Annotated in this window: 14 protein-coding genes; 8 read left to right on the top strand and 6 right to left on the bottom strand. The window is 73.0% G+C overall.

Going from position 1 to position 16,078, the window contains the following annotated elements; all coding sequences use genetic code 11:
- Positions 1 to 73: 73 nt before the first annotated feature.
- Positions 74 to 1,060, top strand: a complete 987-nt coding sequence (locus ACZ5GT_RS36395) for an aldo/keto reductase (protein ID WP_469035089.1) — start codon at positions 74 to 76, stop codon at positions 1,058 to 1,060.
- Between the two features lie 31 nt (positions 1,061 to 1,091).
- On the opposite strand, the gene ACZ5GT_RS36390 is transcribed toward ACZ5GT_RS36395, so the two are convergent.
- Together ACZ5GT_RS36390 and ACZ5GT_RS36385 are read right to left on the bottom strand one after the other, a co-directional pair.
- The gene (locus tag ACZ5GT_RS36390) at positions 1,092 to 1,907 is read right to left on the bottom strand and encodes an ABC transporter ATP-binding protein (RefSeq protein WP_469035088.1); all 816 of its coding nucleotides are present in this window, start codon (positions 1,905 to 1,907) and stop codon (positions 1,092 to 1,094) included.
- Positions 1,908 to 1,996: 89 nt separating this feature from the next.
- The gene (locus tag ACZ5GT_RS36385; protein WP_469035085.1) at positions 1,997 to 3,460 is read right to left on the bottom strand and encodes an ABC transporter permease; all 1,464 of its coding nucleotides are present in this window, start codon (positions 3,458 to 3,460) and stop codon (positions 1,997 to 1,999) included.
- 200 nt (positions 3,461 to 3,660) lie between these two features.
- On the opposite strand from ACZ5GT_RS36385, the gene ACZ5GT_RS36380 reads away from it, so the two are divergent.
- The 6 genes from ACZ5GT_RS36380 (at position 3,661) to ACZ5GT_RS36355 (ending at position 10,527) form a co-directional block, all read left to right on the top strand.
- A complete protein-coding gene (locus tag ACZ5GT_RS36380; protein ID WP_469035083.1) occupies positions 3,661 to 4,797 on the top strand; it encodes a D-alanyl-D-alanine carboxypeptidase family protein in 1,137 nt (378 codons plus the stop codon).
- Between the two features lie 415 nt (positions 4,798 to 5,212).
- Positions 5,213 to 6,700, top strand: a complete 1,488-nt coding sequence (locus tag ACZ5GT_RS36375; protein WP_469035081.1) for a multidrug effflux MFS transporter — start codon at positions 5,213 to 5,215, stop codon at positions 6,698 to 6,700.
- A complete protein-coding gene (locus ACZ5GT_RS36370) occupies positions 6,625 to 7,827 on the top strand; it encodes a serine hydrolase domain-containing protein (RefSeq protein WP_469035129.1) in 1,203 nt (400 codons plus the stop codon). The genes ACZ5GT_RS36375 and ACZ5GT_RS36370 overlap by 76 nt, the downstream gene beginning before the upstream one ends.
- A 30-nt stretch (positions 7,828 to 7,857) precedes the next feature.
- Positions 7,858 to 8,844 carry a small ribosomal subunit Rsm22 family protein gene (locus ACZ5GT_RS36365; protein ID WP_469035079.1) on the top strand — a complete coding sequence of 329 codons (987 nt, stop codon included), beginning with the start codon at positions 7,858 to 7,860 and terminating at the stop codon, positions 8,842 to 8,844.
- Positions 8,845 to 9,419: 575 nt separating this feature from the next.
- A complete protein-coding gene (locus tag ACZ5GT_RS36360; protein WP_469035077.1) occupies positions 9,420 to 10,157 on the top strand; it encodes a bifunctional DNA primase/polymerase in 738 nt (245 codons plus the stop codon).
- Between the two features lie 118 nt (positions 10,158 to 10,275).
- Complete coding sequence (locus ACZ5GT_RS36355; protein WP_469035075.1) at positions 10,276 to 10,527, top strand: hypothetical protein; 252 nt, start codon at positions 10,276 to 10,278, stop codon at positions 10,525 to 10,527.
- 34 nt (positions 10,528 to 10,561) lie between these two features.
- On the opposite strand, the gene ACZ5GT_RS36350 is transcribed toward ACZ5GT_RS36355, so the two are convergent.
- From ACZ5GT_RS36350 to efeO, 4 genes are read right to left on the bottom strand one after another with little or no spacing between them, the layout of a single operon-like run.
- Positions 10,562 to 11,563: an SCO2278 family lipoprotein gene (locus ACZ5GT_RS36350; protein ID WP_469035073.1), complete on the bottom strand. Its 1,002-nt coding sequence runs from the start codon at positions 11,561 to 11,563 to the stop codon at positions 10,562 to 10,564.
- Positions 11,523 to 12,395, bottom strand: coding sequence for an iron uptake transporter permease EfeU (gene efeU / locus ACZ5GT_RS36345; protein WP_469035071.1), 873 nt, complete (start codon positions 12,393 to 12,395; stop codon positions 11,523 to 11,525). The genes ACZ5GT_RS36350 and efeU overlap by 41 nt, the downstream gene beginning before the upstream one ends.
- A 3-nt stretch (positions 12,396 to 12,398) precedes the next feature.
- Complete coding sequence (gene efeB, locus ACZ5GT_RS36340) at positions 12,399 to 13,673, bottom strand: iron uptake transporter deferrochelatase/peroxidase subunit (RefSeq protein WP_469035068.1); 1,275 nt, start codon at positions 13,671 to 13,673, stop codon at positions 12,399 to 12,401.
- 9 nt (positions 13,674 to 13,682) lie between these two features.
- Positions 13,683 to 14,819 (bottom strand): iron uptake system protein EfeO, encoded by a 1,137-nt coding sequence (gene efeO, locus ACZ5GT_RS36335; protein WP_469035066.1) that lies wholly within the window; start codon positions 14,817 to 14,819, stop codon positions 13,683 to 13,685.
- 332 nt (positions 14,820 to 15,151) lie between these two features.
- On the opposite strand from efeO, the gene ACZ5GT_RS36330 reads away from it, so the two are divergent.
- Entirely contained in the window at positions 15,152 to 15,796 is a 645-nt protein-coding gene (locus ACZ5GT_RS36330) for a PhzF family phenazine biosynthesis protein (RefSeq protein ID WP_469035064.1), read from the top strand.
- Positions 15,797 to 16,078: the final 282 nt, after the last annotated feature.

The following is a 16,078-nucleotide window of genomic DNA, read 5'->3' as shown; positions in this document are numbered from 1 at the left end:
CGGACGGCCCGGCGCGATCCGGGTGCGGCGGGCCCTTGCCTTCGCGTGCGCTCCAAGTCCTACCGTCCGTGGCATGCAGACGAACAGGACACTCGGCCGCAGCGGCATCGCGGTAAGCGCTCTCGGTTTTGGATGCTGGGCCATCGGCGGGGAGTGGCAGGACACCGCCGGGCAGCCCCTGGGCTGGGGCAAGGTCGACGACGACGAGTCGGTACGGGCCGTCCGCCGCGCCCTCGACCTCGGCATCACCTTCTTCGACACCGCCGACACCTACGGCGCCGGGCACAGCGAGCGCGTCCTCGGCCGGGCGCTCGGCAGGCGCCGCGGCGACGTCGTCGTCGCCACCAAGTGGGGCAACGTCTTCGACGAGGCGACCCGTACCCTCACCGGCAGCGACGACTCACCCGAGTACGCCCGCCGCGCGCTGACCGCCTCGCTGAAGCGCCTGAACACCGACCACGTCGATCTCTACCAACTGCACCTCGCCGATGCCGACCCCCGGCGCGCCGCCGAACTCCGCGACGCCTGCGAGGACTTCGTGCGGGAAGGGATGATCCGCGCCTACGCCTGGAGCACCGACGACCCGGCCCGCGCCGCCGTGTTCGCCGAGGGGGAGCACTGCGCGGCCGTGCAGCACGCGGCCAACGTGCTGCAGGACGCGCCCGAGATGTTCGCCCTGTGCGAGGCGGCGGACCTGGCCGGCATCAACCGCAGCCCCCTCGCCATGGGGCTGCTGACGGGCAAGCAGCGGGCCGGACGCGCCCTGGAGGCCGGCGACATCCGCAACACGCCGCCCGCCTGGCTGCGGGGGTTCAGGCCGGACGCCGGGGCGGACGAGGGGTGGCTCGCGCGGGTCGACGCGCTGCGGGACGTCCTCACCGGCGGCGGCCGCACCCTCGCCCAGGGCGCCCTGGCCTGGCTGTGGGCGCGCAGCCCGCGTGCGGTCCCGATCCCCGGCTTCCGCAGCGTCGAGCAGGCCGAGCAGAACGCGGGCGCGCTCGCGAAGGGGCCGCTCACCGCCGGGCAACTGGCCGAGGTCGACCGGATACTCGGACGCTGAGCGGCCCCCCACAGGTGCCGGGCGGCGGCCGTCAGTGGGCGACCTGGCCGCCGTGACCCTGCCCGGCGTAGCCCTGCTCGGCGTACTGCTGGCCGCCGTACTGCTGCCCGGTGTACTGCTGGCCGTCGTAATGCTGTCCGGCGGGCGGCTGTGGTGCCGGCTGCCGTCCGTCGCCGCGTTCGGTCAGCGTCAGCCGGCCGGACTCGATGGTGGCCAGGCGCGGGGCCCGGCGGGCGATGGACGAGTCGTGGGTGACCATGACGAACGTCAGCCCGTACTCGTGCCACAGCCCCTCCAGCAGGGCCATGATGTCGTCCCGGGTGCCCTCGTCGAGGTTGCCGGTGGGTTCGTCGGCGAGCAGCACCTTCGGCTTCTTGACCAGCGCGCGGGCGATGGCCACGCGCTGCTGCTGGCCGCCGGACAGCTCCGACGGGGCGTGGCCCAGGCGCTCGCCCAGACCGACCGAGCGCAGCGCCTCGGCCGCCCGCTCCCGCCGTTCGGCCGGCTTCACGCCGAGCGGCACCAGGGCCGTCTCCACGTTCTCCTGCGCGGTCAGCGTCGGAATGAGGTTGAACGCCTGGAAGATGATGCCGATCTTCTCCGCGCGCAGCCGGGTCAGCTTGGCCTCGCCGATGGTGGCGAGGTCGACGCCGTCCAGTTCGACGCTGCCGGAGGAGGGCCTGTCCAGGCCGCCGATCATCTGCAGGAGGGTCGACTTGCCGCCGCCCGTGGGGCCCTGGATGACGAGCTGGTCGCCGTCGGCGATGGTGAGGTCGATGCCGCGCAGCGCGTCCACCTTCTCCTTGCCCCGCGTGTAGCGCTTGGTGACGCCGGTGAGTCTGTACATCGGTTTCTCCACAAGGTATGGGGTGGGGCGCCGCGTCCCGGGGGGAGTGGAGGCGGCGCCCCGGCTCAGGGGTGTCCGGACCGGCAGGGTTACGAGACGCTGCGCAGGGCGTCGGCCGGGCGCATGCGGGAGGCGCGCCAGCCGCCCATCGCGCCGGCGATCAGGCCGCCGGTGACCGCCAGGCCCACCGCGAGCGCGATGGTGGTCAGGGAGACCGGGGCGGACAGGGCGATCTCCATGGTGCTCTGGGACGTCTGCCCGCCGGGGCCGCCGCCGCCCGGGCCGCCGCCGGGACCGCCGCCCGTGGCGCCGGAGCTGCCGAGCTGCGCGGTCAGCTTCGGGCTGATCGCGGTGACCGTGTAGGCCGCCGCGAGGCCCAGCGCGATGCCCAGGGCGCCGCCGATCAGGCCGTTGACCATGGACTCGCCGACGACCTGCCGGGTCACCCTGCGGCTGGGCCAGCCGAGCGCCTTCAGCGTGCCGAACTCGCGCACCCGGCGGGAGACCGCGGAGGAGGTCAGCAGCGCGGCCACCAGGAAGGCGGCGACCAGCACCGCGATCGACAGCCACTTGCCCACGCTGGTGGCGAGGTTCGAGGCGGTGGACAGCGAACCGGAGACGGTGGACGCCAGGTCCGAGGAGGTGGTGACCGTCGTGCCGGAGATGTTCTGCTGGATCGTCTTCTTCACGGCGGTGATCTGCTGGGAGTCGGTCGCCTTGACGTAGATCGTGGTGACCTTGTTCTTCGCGTCGCCCAGGGTCTGCGCCTGCTTCAGCGGCAGGTAGACGTCGGTGGTGGACTCGCTGCTGTCGGGCGTCGCGATGCCGATGACCGTGTACTTGGTGCCGGAGATCTTGAAGGTCGAACCGACCTTGTACTTCTTGGTCTTGGCGTACGACTTGCTGACCACGGCGACCTTCGCGTTCGTCTGCGACGCCGTGAACGTCTTGCCGGAGGTGACCTTCATGGAGGCCAGCGGGCCGAGTTCCTGATCGGTGACGTCGACGCCGGCCACCGAGTAGGAGTTGACGTCGAAGGAGGCGCCGCCGCCCTGCACCTGCGGCTGACCGCTGCCGCTCGTGCCTCCGCCGGGGCCGCCCTGCTGCCCGCCGCTGCCGCTGGTGGAGCTCTGCGCCTTGCCCTGGGTGAAGGAGCCGTCGACCTTGATGACGTTCAGGCTCAGCGCGCCGACCGCGTTCGCCACGCCCTTCTGCGCCGAGACCTTCTCCACCAGCGAGGACTTCAGGGCCTGACCGCCCTGCGTCATCACCCGGTCCGAACTCTGCTTGGTCTTGCTGCTCTGCTTGGCGTCGAAATCGAACTTCGGGCCCTGCGAGCTGCCTGCCTTCGGCGCCGACTGCGCCTTGGTGACGGTCATGTCGGTGCCGAGGCCGTAGAGCGACTTCAGGACCTTGTCCTGCGCCTGAGTCATGCCGGCCGACACCGAGTTGACGGTGATGACCAGCGCGATACCGAGCGCCAGACCCAGTGCGATGACCAGGGCCGCCTTCTTTCTGCGGCCCAGTTCGCGCTTGAGATAGATGCCAAACATCCCGTTCCTCGAAGGTTCTTGGCGCCCGCTGTGGGCGCGGCCACAAGCTAGGCGGGAAGCTTTGCGCCGAACTGAGTAACTGATGTGTCAGGGCTGAGAAAGCGGGGTACCAGATCAGATTTCCGTAAGACAGGCGATTCCCAGCCTGTTGACGGCCTCCTGCCAGGAAACGCCTGTTGGGTGCGGTGTACGGTCCCCGGATGCACGCTTCCACACCGCTCACCCGGCGCGCCGCACTCGGCCTCTCCGCGGCCGCGCTCCCGCTCGCCGCGGCGGCCCCCGCGCGCGCCGCGACCGTCGTCGGCGGCGCACGGCTCGCCCGCTCCGGCGTCCAGGGCACCGGTCTGCCGAAGAAGCTCACCGCCGCGGCCTGGCTGGTCGCCGACCACGGCAGCGGCAAGGTGCTCGCCTCGTACAACGCGCACCGGCGGCTGGCGCCCGCGTCCACGCTGAAGATGCTGTTCGCCGACACGGTGCTGGGGAAGTTCGAGCGGACCGAGCGGTACAAGGTGACCGAGGCCGACCTGGCCGACGTCCCGGCGGGATCCAGCCTCGTCGGCATCAAGCCCGGGATCACCTACACCGTCGAGCAGTTGTGGCAGGGCGTGTTCCTGCGCTCCGGCAACGACGCCGTGCACGTGCTCGCCCGGATGAACGGCGGACTCGCCGGGACGGTCGCCGAGATGCAGGCCAGGGCCGAGAAGCTGCGGGCCCTCGACACCCACGTGGTCAGCCCCGACGGCTACGACCACAAGGGACAGCTGTCCTCGGCCTACGACCTGACCCTCTTCGCCCACCACGGGCTGCGCGACGCCGACTTCCGGGAGTACTGCGCCACGAAGACCGCCGACTTCCCGGCCGGCGGCAAGAAGACCTTCCAGATACAGAACACCGACCGCCTGCTGTCCGGCGCGTGGGGCGTGAAGACGTACCCGGGCCTGATCGGCGTCAAGAACGGCTACACCAGCCACGCCGGCAACACCTTCACCGGCGCGGCCACCCGCGGCGGCCGGACCCTGCTGGTGACGGTGATGCATCCCCGGAGCGGCTACAACGCCGTCTACGAGGAGACGGCCGCGCTGCTCGACTGGGGCTTCGAGAAGGGGGATCCGGCGCGGGCGGTGGGCACCCTGGCCGAGCCGGCCGACGAGGGCGGGGCGAAGGCGGCCCCCGGCCGCGCGACGGCCCGGGCGGCGGCCGGCGCTCCGGCCGCGACGTCCGGCGCCTCGTCGTGGCGGCTCGTGGAGGGTGCCGGTGCGACGGTCGCGCTGCTGGCGGGCGGGGCGTGGGCGCTGCGCCGACGCCGCAGCGCCGGCGCCGGGCGCCATGAGGGCTGAGGCAGGTGTGCGGCAGCCGTTCCGGGCGCCGGTGCGTACTCCGCGGTCCCACGCGGAGTCCACCCCCACCCGGCGCCGTGGAACGGCTGCCGCCTCCCCCCTCGGTATGGCTTGCGGAGCCTTGGTGCTTCAAGTGTGAAGCTCCGGTGGAGGAGAGTTGAGCATAGGGCCGTTACCGGCCGCAATATGGCGGAGTGACCAATTCCGTTTGTGCAGATTGCACATGAGGCGGCCGGGCGCCCTCGGCCGCCCCCGCGGTTCCGCGTCCTCGGTCACGGGAGGAGGGGCACCAGGGCCCGCCCCCGGCCCGGGCTGAGACCATGGTGCTGGGACCATGGTGGCTGAGCACTCGCGGAGAACTCAGGGAGGGCTCACGGAGGGCTCGTCACGGGGAGGGCTCAGCAGGGAGGGGCACATGCGCGAGCAGGGGGCGTCGACACCCGGCGTCGAACAGGGGGCGCCTGTGACCGGCGTCGGGCCGTCGGCGACCGGCGTCGAGCCGGGGGCGCCCGCGACGGGCGTCGAGCAGGTGGCGTCGGCACCCGGCGCCGAGCCGGGGGCGCCCGCGACCGGCGTCGAACAAGGGACGTCGGCACCCGGCGCCGAACGGGCGGCCGTACCGCGCGCGGCGGCGGACGCCCGCGACGCGCGCCGCGCCGGGCTGCTCGTCACCCTCGTCCTCGGCGGTCTCACCGCCACGCCCCCGCTGGCGATGGACATGTACCTCCCCTCCCTCCCGGAGGTCACCCGCACCCTGCACGCGCCCGCCGCGACCGTCCAGCTCACGCTCACCGCGTGCCTGGCCGGCATGGCGCTCGGCCAGCTGGTGGTCGGCCCGATGAGCGACCGGTGGGGCCGCCGCCGCCCGCTGCTGACCGGCCTCGCGGTCTACGTCGTCGCCACCGCCCTGTGCGCGTTCGCCCCCACCGTGGAGCTCCTGGTCGCCCTCCGGCTGGTCCAGGGCCTCGCGGGCGCGGCCGGCATCGTGATCGCCCGCGCCGTCGTCCGCGACCTGTACGACGGCATGTCCATGGCCCGCTTCTTCTCCACCCTCATGCTGATCTCCGGGGTCGCCCCGGTCGTCGCGCCGCTGATCGGCGGACAGATCCTGAAGGTGACGGACTGGCGGGGCGTGTTCGCCGTGCTCACGGTGGTCGGCGCGCTGCTGGGCGGGGTGGTGTGGGCGAGGCTCCCCGAGACCCTGCGGCCCGCCGACCGGCACCGCGGGGGAGTGGGCGAGGCCCTGCGCTCCATGCGCCGCCTGCTCGCCGACCGGCCCTTCACCGGCTACCTGCTCACCGGCGGCTTCACCTTCGCCGCGCTGTTCGCCTACATCGCGGCCTCCCCCTACGTGATCCAGGAGATCTACGGCGCCTCGCCGCAGACCTTCAGCCTGCTGTTCGGCCTGAACTCGGTCGGGCTGGTCGCCGTCGGCCAGCTCAACGGCAAGGTGCTGGTCGGCCGGGTCAGCCTGGACCGGGTGCTCGCCGCCGGGCTGACCGTCGTGATCTGCGCCGCGACCGCCCTGCTGCTGATGTCGGCCGGGGTCTTCGGCGACGTCGGCCTGGCCCCCGTCGCCACCGCCCTGTTCGTGCTGATGTCGGCCATGGGCATCGCGCTCCCCAACACCCAGACGCTCGCCCTGATGCGCACCCGGCACTCCGCCGGCTCCGCGTCCGCGCTGCTCGGCACGTCCTCCTTCCTCATCGGCGCCGTCGCCTCCCCGCTCGTCGGGATCGCCGGTGAGCACACGGCCGTACCCATGGCCGTCGTCCAGCTGGCGGCCGCACTGGTGGCGGCGGCCTGCTTCGTGGGAATGTGCCGTCCCTGGAGCAGGCGTGCGCGCGCGGCGGACGGGCGTCTTCCCGCCCGGGCGCACGACGGAGTGGGGGAGGAGAGCTGAGCGCACCCAGACTGCGCGGGGACACACCGGAGCGGGCCGGGCTCGACCCGCGGGAGCTGAGCCGGCTCGTCCAGGAGGTCCGGGACCTCACCGCCGGCGAGCACCCGTGGGCCGCCGGCGTCGTCGTGGTCGCCGGACGCGGCCCGGTGATCGCCGTCGAGGAGGCGGCCGGCTGGGCCGTGCGGTACTCGTCCTACGACCCCGGCACCGACACGGGCGTCGAACTGCCGCCGCAGGACCGCGTGCCGGCCACCGTCGACACCCCCTTCGACCTGGCGTCCGTCACCAAACTGTTCACCGCCGTCGCCGCCGTGCAGCAGATCGAGCGGGGCACCCTCGGCATGGACGCCCGGGTGGGCGCCTACCTCCCCGAGTTCCACGCGGCCGCCCGGCACGGCATCACCGTGCGGGAACTGCTCACCCACACCTCCGGGCTGCGCCCCGAACTCCCGCTGTACGACTGCGCCGACGACGCGGAACGGATGGCGATGCTGCGCGCCGAGCCGCCGGTCGGCGTGCCCGGCACGTACACCTACTCCGACCTCAACCTCCTGCTGCTGCAGTTCGTCCTGGAACGCATCACCGGCCGGCCGCTGGACGTCCTGGTCCGCGACGGGATCACCCGCCCGCTGGGCATGACGGCGACCCGGTTCGGCCCCTGCCCCGGCGCCGCGGCGACGGAGGACCAGCGCCGGCCGTGGGCCAAGGCGGACCGGGGGATGCTGCGGGGCGTGGTCCACGACGAGAACGCCTGGGCGCTGGGCGGGGTGGCGGGCCACGCCGGCCTGTTCTCCACCGGCCGGGACCTGGCCGTCTTCTGCCGGGCCCTGCTGGCCGGCGGCTCCTACGGCCCCGCCCGCATCCTCGGCCCCGACTTCGTGGAACTCCTGCTGACCCCGCCCGGCCTCGGCTTCGCCGTGGACCAGCCGTGGTTCATGGGGGAGCTGGCGGGCCGCGGAGCCGCGGGCCACACCGGCTTCACTGGCACGTCGCTGGTGCTGGACCCGGCGACGGACACCTTCCTGGTGCTGCTGGCGAACACCGTCCACCCGCGCAGGCGGCCACCCGACTCCCGGCCGCGGGCGGCGGCGGCCACCCGGCTGGCGCGGGCCGTCAAGGGGACCTGACCGCCGCCGGGAATTTGAGAGAATTTCCCGGTGAACGCCCCCGTAGCCCCGGCCGAGACCCTCCGCTCCGCCCTCGCCGCCCTCCTCGACGGCCTCCCGCCCCGGCAGGCCGCCCAAGCCGTGGAGCGGCTGATCGCCAGTTACCGGGGCGCCACCCCGACCGACGCCCCCATCCTGCGCGACCGCGCGGACGTCGTCGCGTACGCCGCCTACCGGATGCCGGCGACCTTCGAGGCGGTCCGCTCGGCGCTCGCGGCGTTCGCCGAGGCCGCGCCCGGCTGGACCCCCGGCAGTCACACGGACGTCGGCGGCGGTACCGGCGCGGCCACCTGGGCCGTCACCGCCACCTGGGAGGGCGCCCGCCCGGTCACCGTGCTGGACTGGGCCGAGCCGGCCCTCGCCCTCGGCCGCGAACTCGCCGCCGCCCACCCGGAGCTGCGCCGGGCGCAGTGGCGGCGCGCCCGTATCGGCGCGGCGCTCGCCCTCGACCCCGTCGACCTCGTCACCGTCTCCTACGTCCTCAACGAGCTGACCGGCCCCGACCGGACCGCCCTCGTCGACGCCGCCGCCCGCGCCGCGCAGGCCGTCGTCATCGTCGAGGCCGGCACCCCCGACGGCCACTCCCGCGTGATCGAGGCCCGCGACCGCCTGGTCGCCGCCGGCTTCCAGGTCGCCGCGCCGTGCCCGCACAGCGCCGCCTGCCCCGTCGTGCCCGGCCAGGACTGGTGCCACTTCTCCGCACGGGTCAGCCGCTCCTCCCTGCACCGCCAGGTCAAGGGCGGCTCCCTCCCCTACGAGGACGAGAAGTTCGCCTACGTCGCCGCCACCCGCTTCCCGGTCACCCCCGCCCCCGCCCGCGTGGTCCGCCGCCCGCAGATCCGCAAGGGCCAGGTCCTCCTCGACCTCTGCGAACCCGAAGGCCGCCTGCACCGCACGACGATCACCAAACGCCACGGCGACCTCTACAAAACAGCCCGAGACACCGACTGGGGCGACCCCTGGCCCCCACGCCCCTGACAGCCGCAGCACCCCTGCCGACGGCGGCACCCTTGCCCGGCAGCGGCGTGCCTGCCGACTGCCGCGCCCGGCGACCGCCACGCCTGACGACCGTGCCGCGCCTGCCGACGGCGGCGTGCTGAGGCGCTGCGCCCGGCGAGCGCGGCGCCTGCCGCCGCGGTGCGCCTACCCGCGGTGGCGCGCCTGCCGGCTGCTGTGTCTGGCTCCCGCGCCCCTGACAGCCGTGGTGTGCCGGCAGGCGGCGCGCCTGCCGGCGGCCGTGTGCCTGCCGGCTGCTGCGCCTGGCGACCGCCACGCCTGACAACCGTGGCGCGTCCGCTGGCAGCGGCGCGCTGAGAGCCTGTGCCCGGCGACCACCGAGCCTGTCCTGCGGCGGCGCGCCTGCCGACCGCTGTGTCTGCCGGCTGCCGTGCGTCGGTGGGTGTCGCGTCCTGACAAAGCGCGCCATGCACCCGATCGCGGTGTGGGGTACGTCTCGTCCGGCCTGTCCCTGTTGTGCGGTCCGGGCCCCCGGGGCGGGGGATGATGGGAGCATGAGGCATGCTGTTCCGCACGACAGCAAGGCGAGGGGATAGATGAGCGCGGAGTTGGGCGGCCAATCCGGCCTGCTGGGCAGACTCTCCCGCTGGCTGCGCGGACGCGGCCCGAAGGACACCGCCGACGACGGCGGCCGGGAGGCCCTGCTGCTGGCCGCCGCCTCGGCGGGGCTGCCGCTCGCGCCCGCCGCGCACCCGGCGCCCGGCTACGGATGTTCCTGCGACCGCGTCGGCTGTCCCACCCCGGCCCGGCACCCGGTGTCGTTCGCCTGGCAGACGCAGTCCACCACCGACCGCGCCCAGATCGAGCGCTGGGCCCGCCACCAGCCCGAGGCCAACTTCATCACCGCGACCGGCATGGTGCACGACGTCCTCGACGTGCCGCTGGAGGCCGGGCGGGAGGCGCTCCAGCGGCTGCTCGGCTCGGACGTCGAGGTGGGCCCGGTCGCCGAGAGCGACGACGGCCGCATGCTCTTCTTCACCCTCACCCGCGGCACCCCCGAGGACGAGGACGAATGGTGGCCCTGCGAGCTGGACTGCCACCCCGAGACGATGGACGAGCACCCCGGCATGCGCTGGCACTGCCGCGGCTCCTACGTCCTCGTCCCGCCCGCCCGGCTCCCCGGCGACGACGGGCAGGCCGTGCACTGGCTACGCGGCCCGGAGCATCCGCTGCCCGACCCGCTGACCCTCCTGGAAGCCCTCACCGACGCCTGCGCCCGCCACGCCGGCGACGAGTCCGGCCGCACGGACGCGCCCTGGCCCCTGAGCCACTGACCGGCACACCCCGGGCGCGCCACCCGGACGGACCGTCCGCGTTGCGGCCTTCCCCCCGGCCGGTGACCGTGAGCAAGTGGGGGCCGACCGGCCCCCGTTCACGAGACGGGAGAGGGAAATGCTCATAAAAGCGATGGCGATCGGGACGACCGCTGCCGCCGCCGCGCTCCTTGCTGTGGCACCCGAGGCCGCCGCCGCCCCGGTCAACGGCTGCACGGTGAGCGGCCGCCACGTGACGTGCGTCGACTACGGGGGCATCAACCGGCAGCGGGGTCAGTACTGGTCCGCCTACCAGTACAACCAGAACGGCATCAAGCTGAACATCTGCAACGCGTGGAACGGCTGGACGATCACCTGCATCAACTACTGAGCAGGTCACGCCGGACGCGCCCGGACGCGTCGGCCTACGAGCCCTGGGCGGAGGTCAGTCCCTCCAGGCGGGAGAGCACCGACACCTGCTCGTCGCCCGAGCCCTTCGCCGGATCCACGGCCACCTCGTTGGAGACGAACTCCATCGTCAGCGACTGCTTGATCTCGCCGGACGTCAGCGCGCGCACGCTCTCGTTCGGGGTGGGGATCGAGGCGCCGGGCGCGGCGGTCTGCTTCTCGAAGCGCCGCGTCGTGAAGAACACCAGCGCGCCGCCGTCCGCGGTGCGCAGCGCCAGCGGGGCGTAGTCGCCCGAGGTCAGCGGCTGGTCGATGTACTGGGTGGCCAACCCCGGCTTCCTGGCGGCCTTCGCGCGCTGCGCCCGCCACTGACTGGTGTGCGTGCCGGCCGCGAAGGTCTTGCCGCCGCTCTTCAGGTACGCCGCGTAGTCCTTGCTCAAGTCGGCCGGGGCGACGGCGAGTTCGCCGGAGTCCGCAGGCACCGTCTCGGCCCAGCCGTCCGCGTCCTTCTCGATCTCCGGCAGCGAGCCGGGCGCGATCAGCGTCAGGTACGCCGCCTGCCACGGCTCGCCCAGGCCCCCGCGGGTGAACACCAGCAGCCAGTGCAGATCGCCGCCCTTGTTGCCCTGGGCCTCGGCGACGAACCAGCGCGGCCAGCCTGCCTTCTTGGGGATCGTGAACGTCGCGTCGGTCAACTCCAGCGGCGTGTGCGCCGGATTGCCGCCGGGATTGTTGGCGTGGCCCGCCTTCAGCCGGGCGGCGTCGATGTCGCCGAGGGCGCCGGTGACATGGTCGGCGTCGAGCGAACTGTCGTACGCGTCGTCCGCCTTGTTGTACGCGGCCGTGAACTGCCGCAGCGCCCGGTCGGCTTCGGCGCGCGTGGTCGTGGGGATCACCTCGCGCTCCCCGTGCACCACCACGCACCCGCTCGCCGTCAACGACAAAGCGGTCACCGAGGCCGCTATCAGTGCGCTCCGGTCAAGCCCGCGGAGCCTCGGACGGCTGCGATCCCTGCTCATCGACTGCCTTCACCTTCCCCTTCCCGGAGGCGAACCCTACCGGGGCGAGGAAGAGCGCGAGTGCCGGGACGAGGTACAGCAGCCACACCGTGACCTGGAGGACCGTCGGGTCGGGCTGGAAGTTGAACACGCCCTTCAGCAGCGTGCCGTACCAGCTGTCCGGCGGGATCGTGCCGCTGACGTCGAAGGCCAGGTTGGTCAGGCCCGGCAGCCAGCCGGCCTCCTGAAGGTCGTGGAAGCCGTACGCCAGCACGCCCGCCGCCACGACGACCAGCATCCCGCCGGTCCAGGTGAAGAACTTGGCCAGGTTGATCTTCAGCGCGCCGCGGTAGAACAGCCAGCCCAGGAAGACGGCCGTGGCCAGGCCCAACGCCACGCCGATCAGCGGGCGCGGGGTGCCGTCGCTGGCCGCGTGCACCGACGCCCACACGAACAGGGCGGTCTCCAGGCCCTCGCGGCCGACGGCGAGGAACGCCGTGGCGACCAGCGCGCCGGTGCCCATCGCCAGCGCCGCGTCCAGCCTGCCGTGCAGCTCCGCCTTCAGGTGCCGGGCGGTGCGCCGCATCCAGAACACCATCCACGTCACCAGGCCGACGGCGAGCACCGACAGCGAACCGCCGAGCGCCTCCTGGGCCTGGAAGGTGAGTTCCTGCGAGCCGAACTCGAGCGCGCAGCCGAAGCCGAGCGCGATCGTCACCGCGACGCCGATACCGATCCAGATCGGCCGGATGGCGTCCCGGCGGCCGGTCTTCACCAGGTAGGCGATCAGGATGCAGACGACCAGGCTGGCTTCCAGCCCTTCGCGCAGGCCGATCAGGTAGTTGGAGAACACGGCTCAGGCCTCCTTCGAGAACAGTGTGCTGCCCCACCAGTCGTCGCTGTCGCGGACGCCGGGCGGGACCGCGAAGACCGCCGAACTCACGTGCTGGGTGTACTCGTTGAGCGCGTCCGTGGCCAGGTTGCGCTGGATGCGGATGAAGCCCTCGCGGACGTCGCGCTGGTAGGCGATGAAGAACAGGCCCGCGTCCAGCCGGCCCAGGCCGTCCGTGCCGTCGGTGAAGGAGTAGCCCCGGCGCAGGATCGTCGCGCCGCCGTTGGAGTGGGGGTGCGCGAGACGGACATGCGCGTCGGGCTTCATCGCCTTCAGGAACGGCTCGTCGCGCTCCTTCGCCTTGCCGACCGGGGCGCCCTCGCCCTTGTCGCGGCCGAAGACGTCCTCCTGCTCCTGCAGCGAGGTGCGGTCCCAGGTCTCGATGTTCATGCGGATGCGGCGGGCGACCAGGTACGAGCCGCCGGTCATCCAGTCCGGCCCGTCCTTCTCGCCGACCCAGACGAACTTCGCCAGCCGGTCCCGCTCGGTGCCGGAGATGTTGCGGGTGCCGTCCTTGAAGCCGAACAGGTTGCGCGGGGTCTGCGCGTCGGGCGTCGTCGACGACGTCTTGCCGAAGCCGAGCTGCGACCAGCGGACGGCGACCTTGCCGAAGCCGATGCGGGCCAGGTTACGGATCGCGTGCACGGCGACCTGCGGGTCGTCGGCGCAGGCCTGGACGCACAGGTCGCCGTTGCTGCGGCTGCCGTCCAGGTTCTCGCCGGGGAACTTCGGCAGGTCGACCAGGGCCTCGGGGCGCTCGTCCGTGAGGCCGAACTTCTCGAATAGCGACGGACCGAAGCCGATCGTCAGCGTCAGCCGCGACGGCTTCAGGCCCAGCGCTTCGCCGGTGTCGTCCGGCGGGGCCTCCGCGAGTCCGTCGTAGGCGCCGTCGCCGACCGCCTCGCCGGCGGTCATCCGGCGCGCGGCCGCCGTCCAGTCCTTGAGCATTTGTACGAACTCGGCGCGGTCGTCGGTCTTCACGTCGAACGCGGCGAAGTGCAGCCGGTCCTGCACCGGCGTGGCGATGCCGGCCTGGTGGGCGCCGTGGAAGGCGACGGCGGCGCCCGTCCCGGCCGGGTCGGTGTCGTCGGCGGAGTCGCCGGCGCGGGCCAGCGCGACCGCGCCGCCGGCCGCCGCGGCGCCGAGCGCGAGCCCGGCCCCGCCCCAGCCGATCAGCGCACGCCGGGAGGGCTGCGGGCCGGCCGCCGGCGCGGTGGTGGCTTCCTGGGTGTCCGTCATGGTCGTCCCCTACTTCACGACGGCGGCGGCGAGGGTGGACAGCGGCTCGGCGAGCGCGTTCACCGCGTCCGACAGTTCCTTGCGGTCGGCCTTGCCGACCTTGTCGTAGGAGGTGAAGTCGTACGAGTCCTTGTCCGCGCGGTACTTGTCGAGCAGCGTGTTCAACGCGGCGAACTGCTTGTCCAGTTCGACGGTCAGCGCCTTGTCGTTGCCCTGCACGACCGGCTTGAGCAGCTCGTAGGACTTCTGGGCGCCCTCGACGTTGGCCTTGAAGTCGACCAGGTCGGTGTGCGAGTAGCGCTCCTCCTCACCGGTGACCTTGCCGGTGGCGACCTCGTCGAGCAGCTCCTTGGCGCCGTTGGCCATGGAGGTCGGGGTGATCTCGGCCTTGCCGACCCGCTCCTGCCAGTCCTTCAGGTCGGTGACCAGTTGGCCGGCGAGGGTCTTCTCCTCGGCGCCGATCTTCTTGTCCTGCCACAGCGCCTTCTCCAGCCGGTGCCAGCCCGTCCACTTCTGGCCGTCCTCCAGGCCGTCGGCGCGGACGTCGACCTTCGGATCGATGTCGCCGAAGGACTCGGCGACCGGCTCGGTGCGCTCCCAGCCGATGCGGGAGGGGGCGTAGGCCTTCTTCGCGGCGTCGAGGTCGCCGTCCTTGACCGCCTTCACGAACGTCTCCACCGCGGGCAGCGTCGCGTCGGCCTGCTCCTGCACGTACGCGCGGTAGGCGGCGACGGCCTTGTCCAGGCGCGGGTCGCGCTTGGCGACGGAGCCGCCGGTGACCGTCAGCTTCTGGCGCACGCCGTGGCCCTTCATACCCGGGCGGCAGGCGATCTCGTACGATCCGGCCTTCACCTCGGCCGTCAGCGTGTACTTCGTGCCCGGCCCGATGTTCTCCTTCTCGGAGACGATCCGGTCGTCCGGGAAGACGATCTCGACCTCGGTGGCCTTGGAGCCCTTGTTCTCGATCTTCAGCGTGACCTGGCCGGCCGGGACCGACTTGGCGGAGGTGTCGCACTTCGAGTCGGCCGCGGTCACCTCGATCGTCCCTGCGTCGTCCGCTGTGCTCTTCTGGGTGCAGCCGGTGACGGCGGTCAGAGCCGCCGCGCTGGCGACGGCGGTGACGGCGGTGAGTCTGGCGGCTCGCATGCGGGCTCCATAACGCTGGCGGAAAATCGAGGGTCCGTCTCACCCGGGATGGTGAGGCTCACCTAACTTATCTAAGCCTTGCCTGCGTGCTACCCGTCGGTGCGGTGATTCAGCTCTCACGGGCGGCGCGGGGACACGGATCCATCACGGTGGCCAAAAACAAACCCCAAGAACAAGTAAAGGTAGCGCCAAGAATCGTCCTGCTGGTCGACCGGCGGCACACCCGCCCCACGCCCGCGGGCCGCGGCGTGCCCGGCGTACCGGATCACCGCCCGGTGCGCGCCGCGTTCCGGCCGTGCGCCCGACCGGCGCCGTGATGCTTCAATGCCCGCGTGACTGACTACGACGTGCTGCGCGTCTTCTGCGCCCCGGACGGCGGCTACGGCAACGAACTCGGCGTCGTGCGCGAGGGATCGGTGCTGCCCGAGCGGGGCGACCGGCAGGCGCTCGCCGGGAAGCTCGGCTTCAGCGAGACCGTGTTCGTCGACGACCCCGAGCGCGGCGTCATCGACATCTACACCCCGACCCTGCGCCTGCCCTTCGCCGGGCACCCCTGCGTCGGCGCCGCATGGCTGCTGGACGTACCCGAACTGGTCACGCCCGCCGGGGTGGTGGGCGCCCGCCAGGACGGGGAGTTCAGCTGGATCGAGGCGCGGGCGGAGTGGGCCCCGCCGCGCACCCTGCGCCAGTACGCCACGGCCGCCGAGGTCGACGCCCTGCCGGTGCCGCCGAAGGGCGAGTGGATCTACGCCTGGGCCTGGCAGGACGAGGCCGCCGGCCGGGTACGGGCGCGTGCCTTCCCGGGGCGGGACGACGGCATCGACGAGGACGAGGCGACCGGCGCGGCGGCCCTGCTGCTGACCGACCGGCTCGGCCGGGCGCTCAACATCACCCAGGGCGCGGGCTCCCAGATCCTCACGGCCCCGCAGCCGCACGGCTGGGTGGAGATCGGCGGGCGGGTGTATCTGGAGCGCTGACGGCGCCCTACGGGTGGTCCGGCGTGTGCGTGGCGACCACCCGCACCGCGGCCCGTACTCCGGCGTGATCCACCCCTGGACCGTCGGCCTCCCGCGACCGCGGCTCCGGCCACTTGACCGCGGCTCCGGCCACTTCTGACGGACCGGCTCCCGGGGCCCCCCCCCCCCCCCCGGGGGGGGGGGGGGGGGCGGGTGGGGACAGGGGGGGGGGTTCTCCCCCGTCCCCCTTACCCCCACCATTCTTTTTTCCCCCCCCACCCCCCTTTAGGTCTTTTTTTCTCC

The sequence above is a fragment of the Streptomyces sp. NPDC031340 genome, assembly GCF_055569945.1.
Note: the sequence above shows the minus strand (reverse complement) of the source record. Positions and strands in the feature narration are given on the sequence as shown.

What these genes read in the sequence shown, in the direction of transcription:
- ACZ5GT_RS36395 (WP_469035089.1), top strand. Translation starts at nt 74, where the DNA reads ATGCAGACGAACAGGACACTCGGCCGCAGCGGCATCGCGGTAAGCGCT.
- ACZ5GT_RS36350 (WP_469035073.1), bottom strand. Translation starts at nt 11,563, where the DNA reads ATGAGCAGGGATCGCAGCCGTCCGAGGCTCCGCGGGCTTGACCGGAGC.
- ACZ5GT_RS36390 (WP_469035088.1), bottom strand. Translation starts at nt 1,907, where the DNA reads ATGTACAGACTCACCGGCGTCACCAAGCGCTACACGCGGGGCAAGGAG.
- ACZ5GT_RS36355 (WP_469035075.1), top strand. Translation starts at nt 10,276, where the DNA reads ATGCTCATAAAAGCGATGGCGATCGGGACGACCGCTGCCGCCGCCGCG.
- ACZ5GT_RS36360 (WP_469035077.1), top strand. Translation starts at nt 9,420, where the DNA reads ATGAGCGCGGAGTTGGGCGGCCAATCCGGCCTGCTGGGCAGACTCTCC.
- ACZ5GT_RS36385 (WP_469035085.1), bottom strand. Translation starts at nt 3,460, where the DNA reads ATGTTTGGCATCTATCTCAAGCGCGAACTGGGCCGCAGAAAGAAGGCG.
- ACZ5GT_RS36380 (WP_469035083.1), top strand. Translation starts at nt 3,661, where the DNA reads ATGCACGCTTCCACACCGCTCACCCGGCGCGCCGCACTCGGCCTCTCC.
- efeO (WP_469035066.1), bottom strand. Translation starts at nt 14,819, where the DNA reads ATGCGAGCCGCCAGACTCACCGCCGTCACCGCCGTCGCCAGCGCGGCG.
- efeB (WP_469035068.1), bottom strand. Translation starts at nt 13,673, where the DNA reads ATGACGGACACCCAGGAAGCCACCACCGCGCCGGCGGCCGGCCCGCAG.
- ACZ5GT_RS36375 (WP_469035081.1), top strand. Translation starts at nt 5,213, where the DNA reads ATGCGCGAGCAGGGGGCGTCGACACCCGGCGTCGAACAGGGGGCGCCT.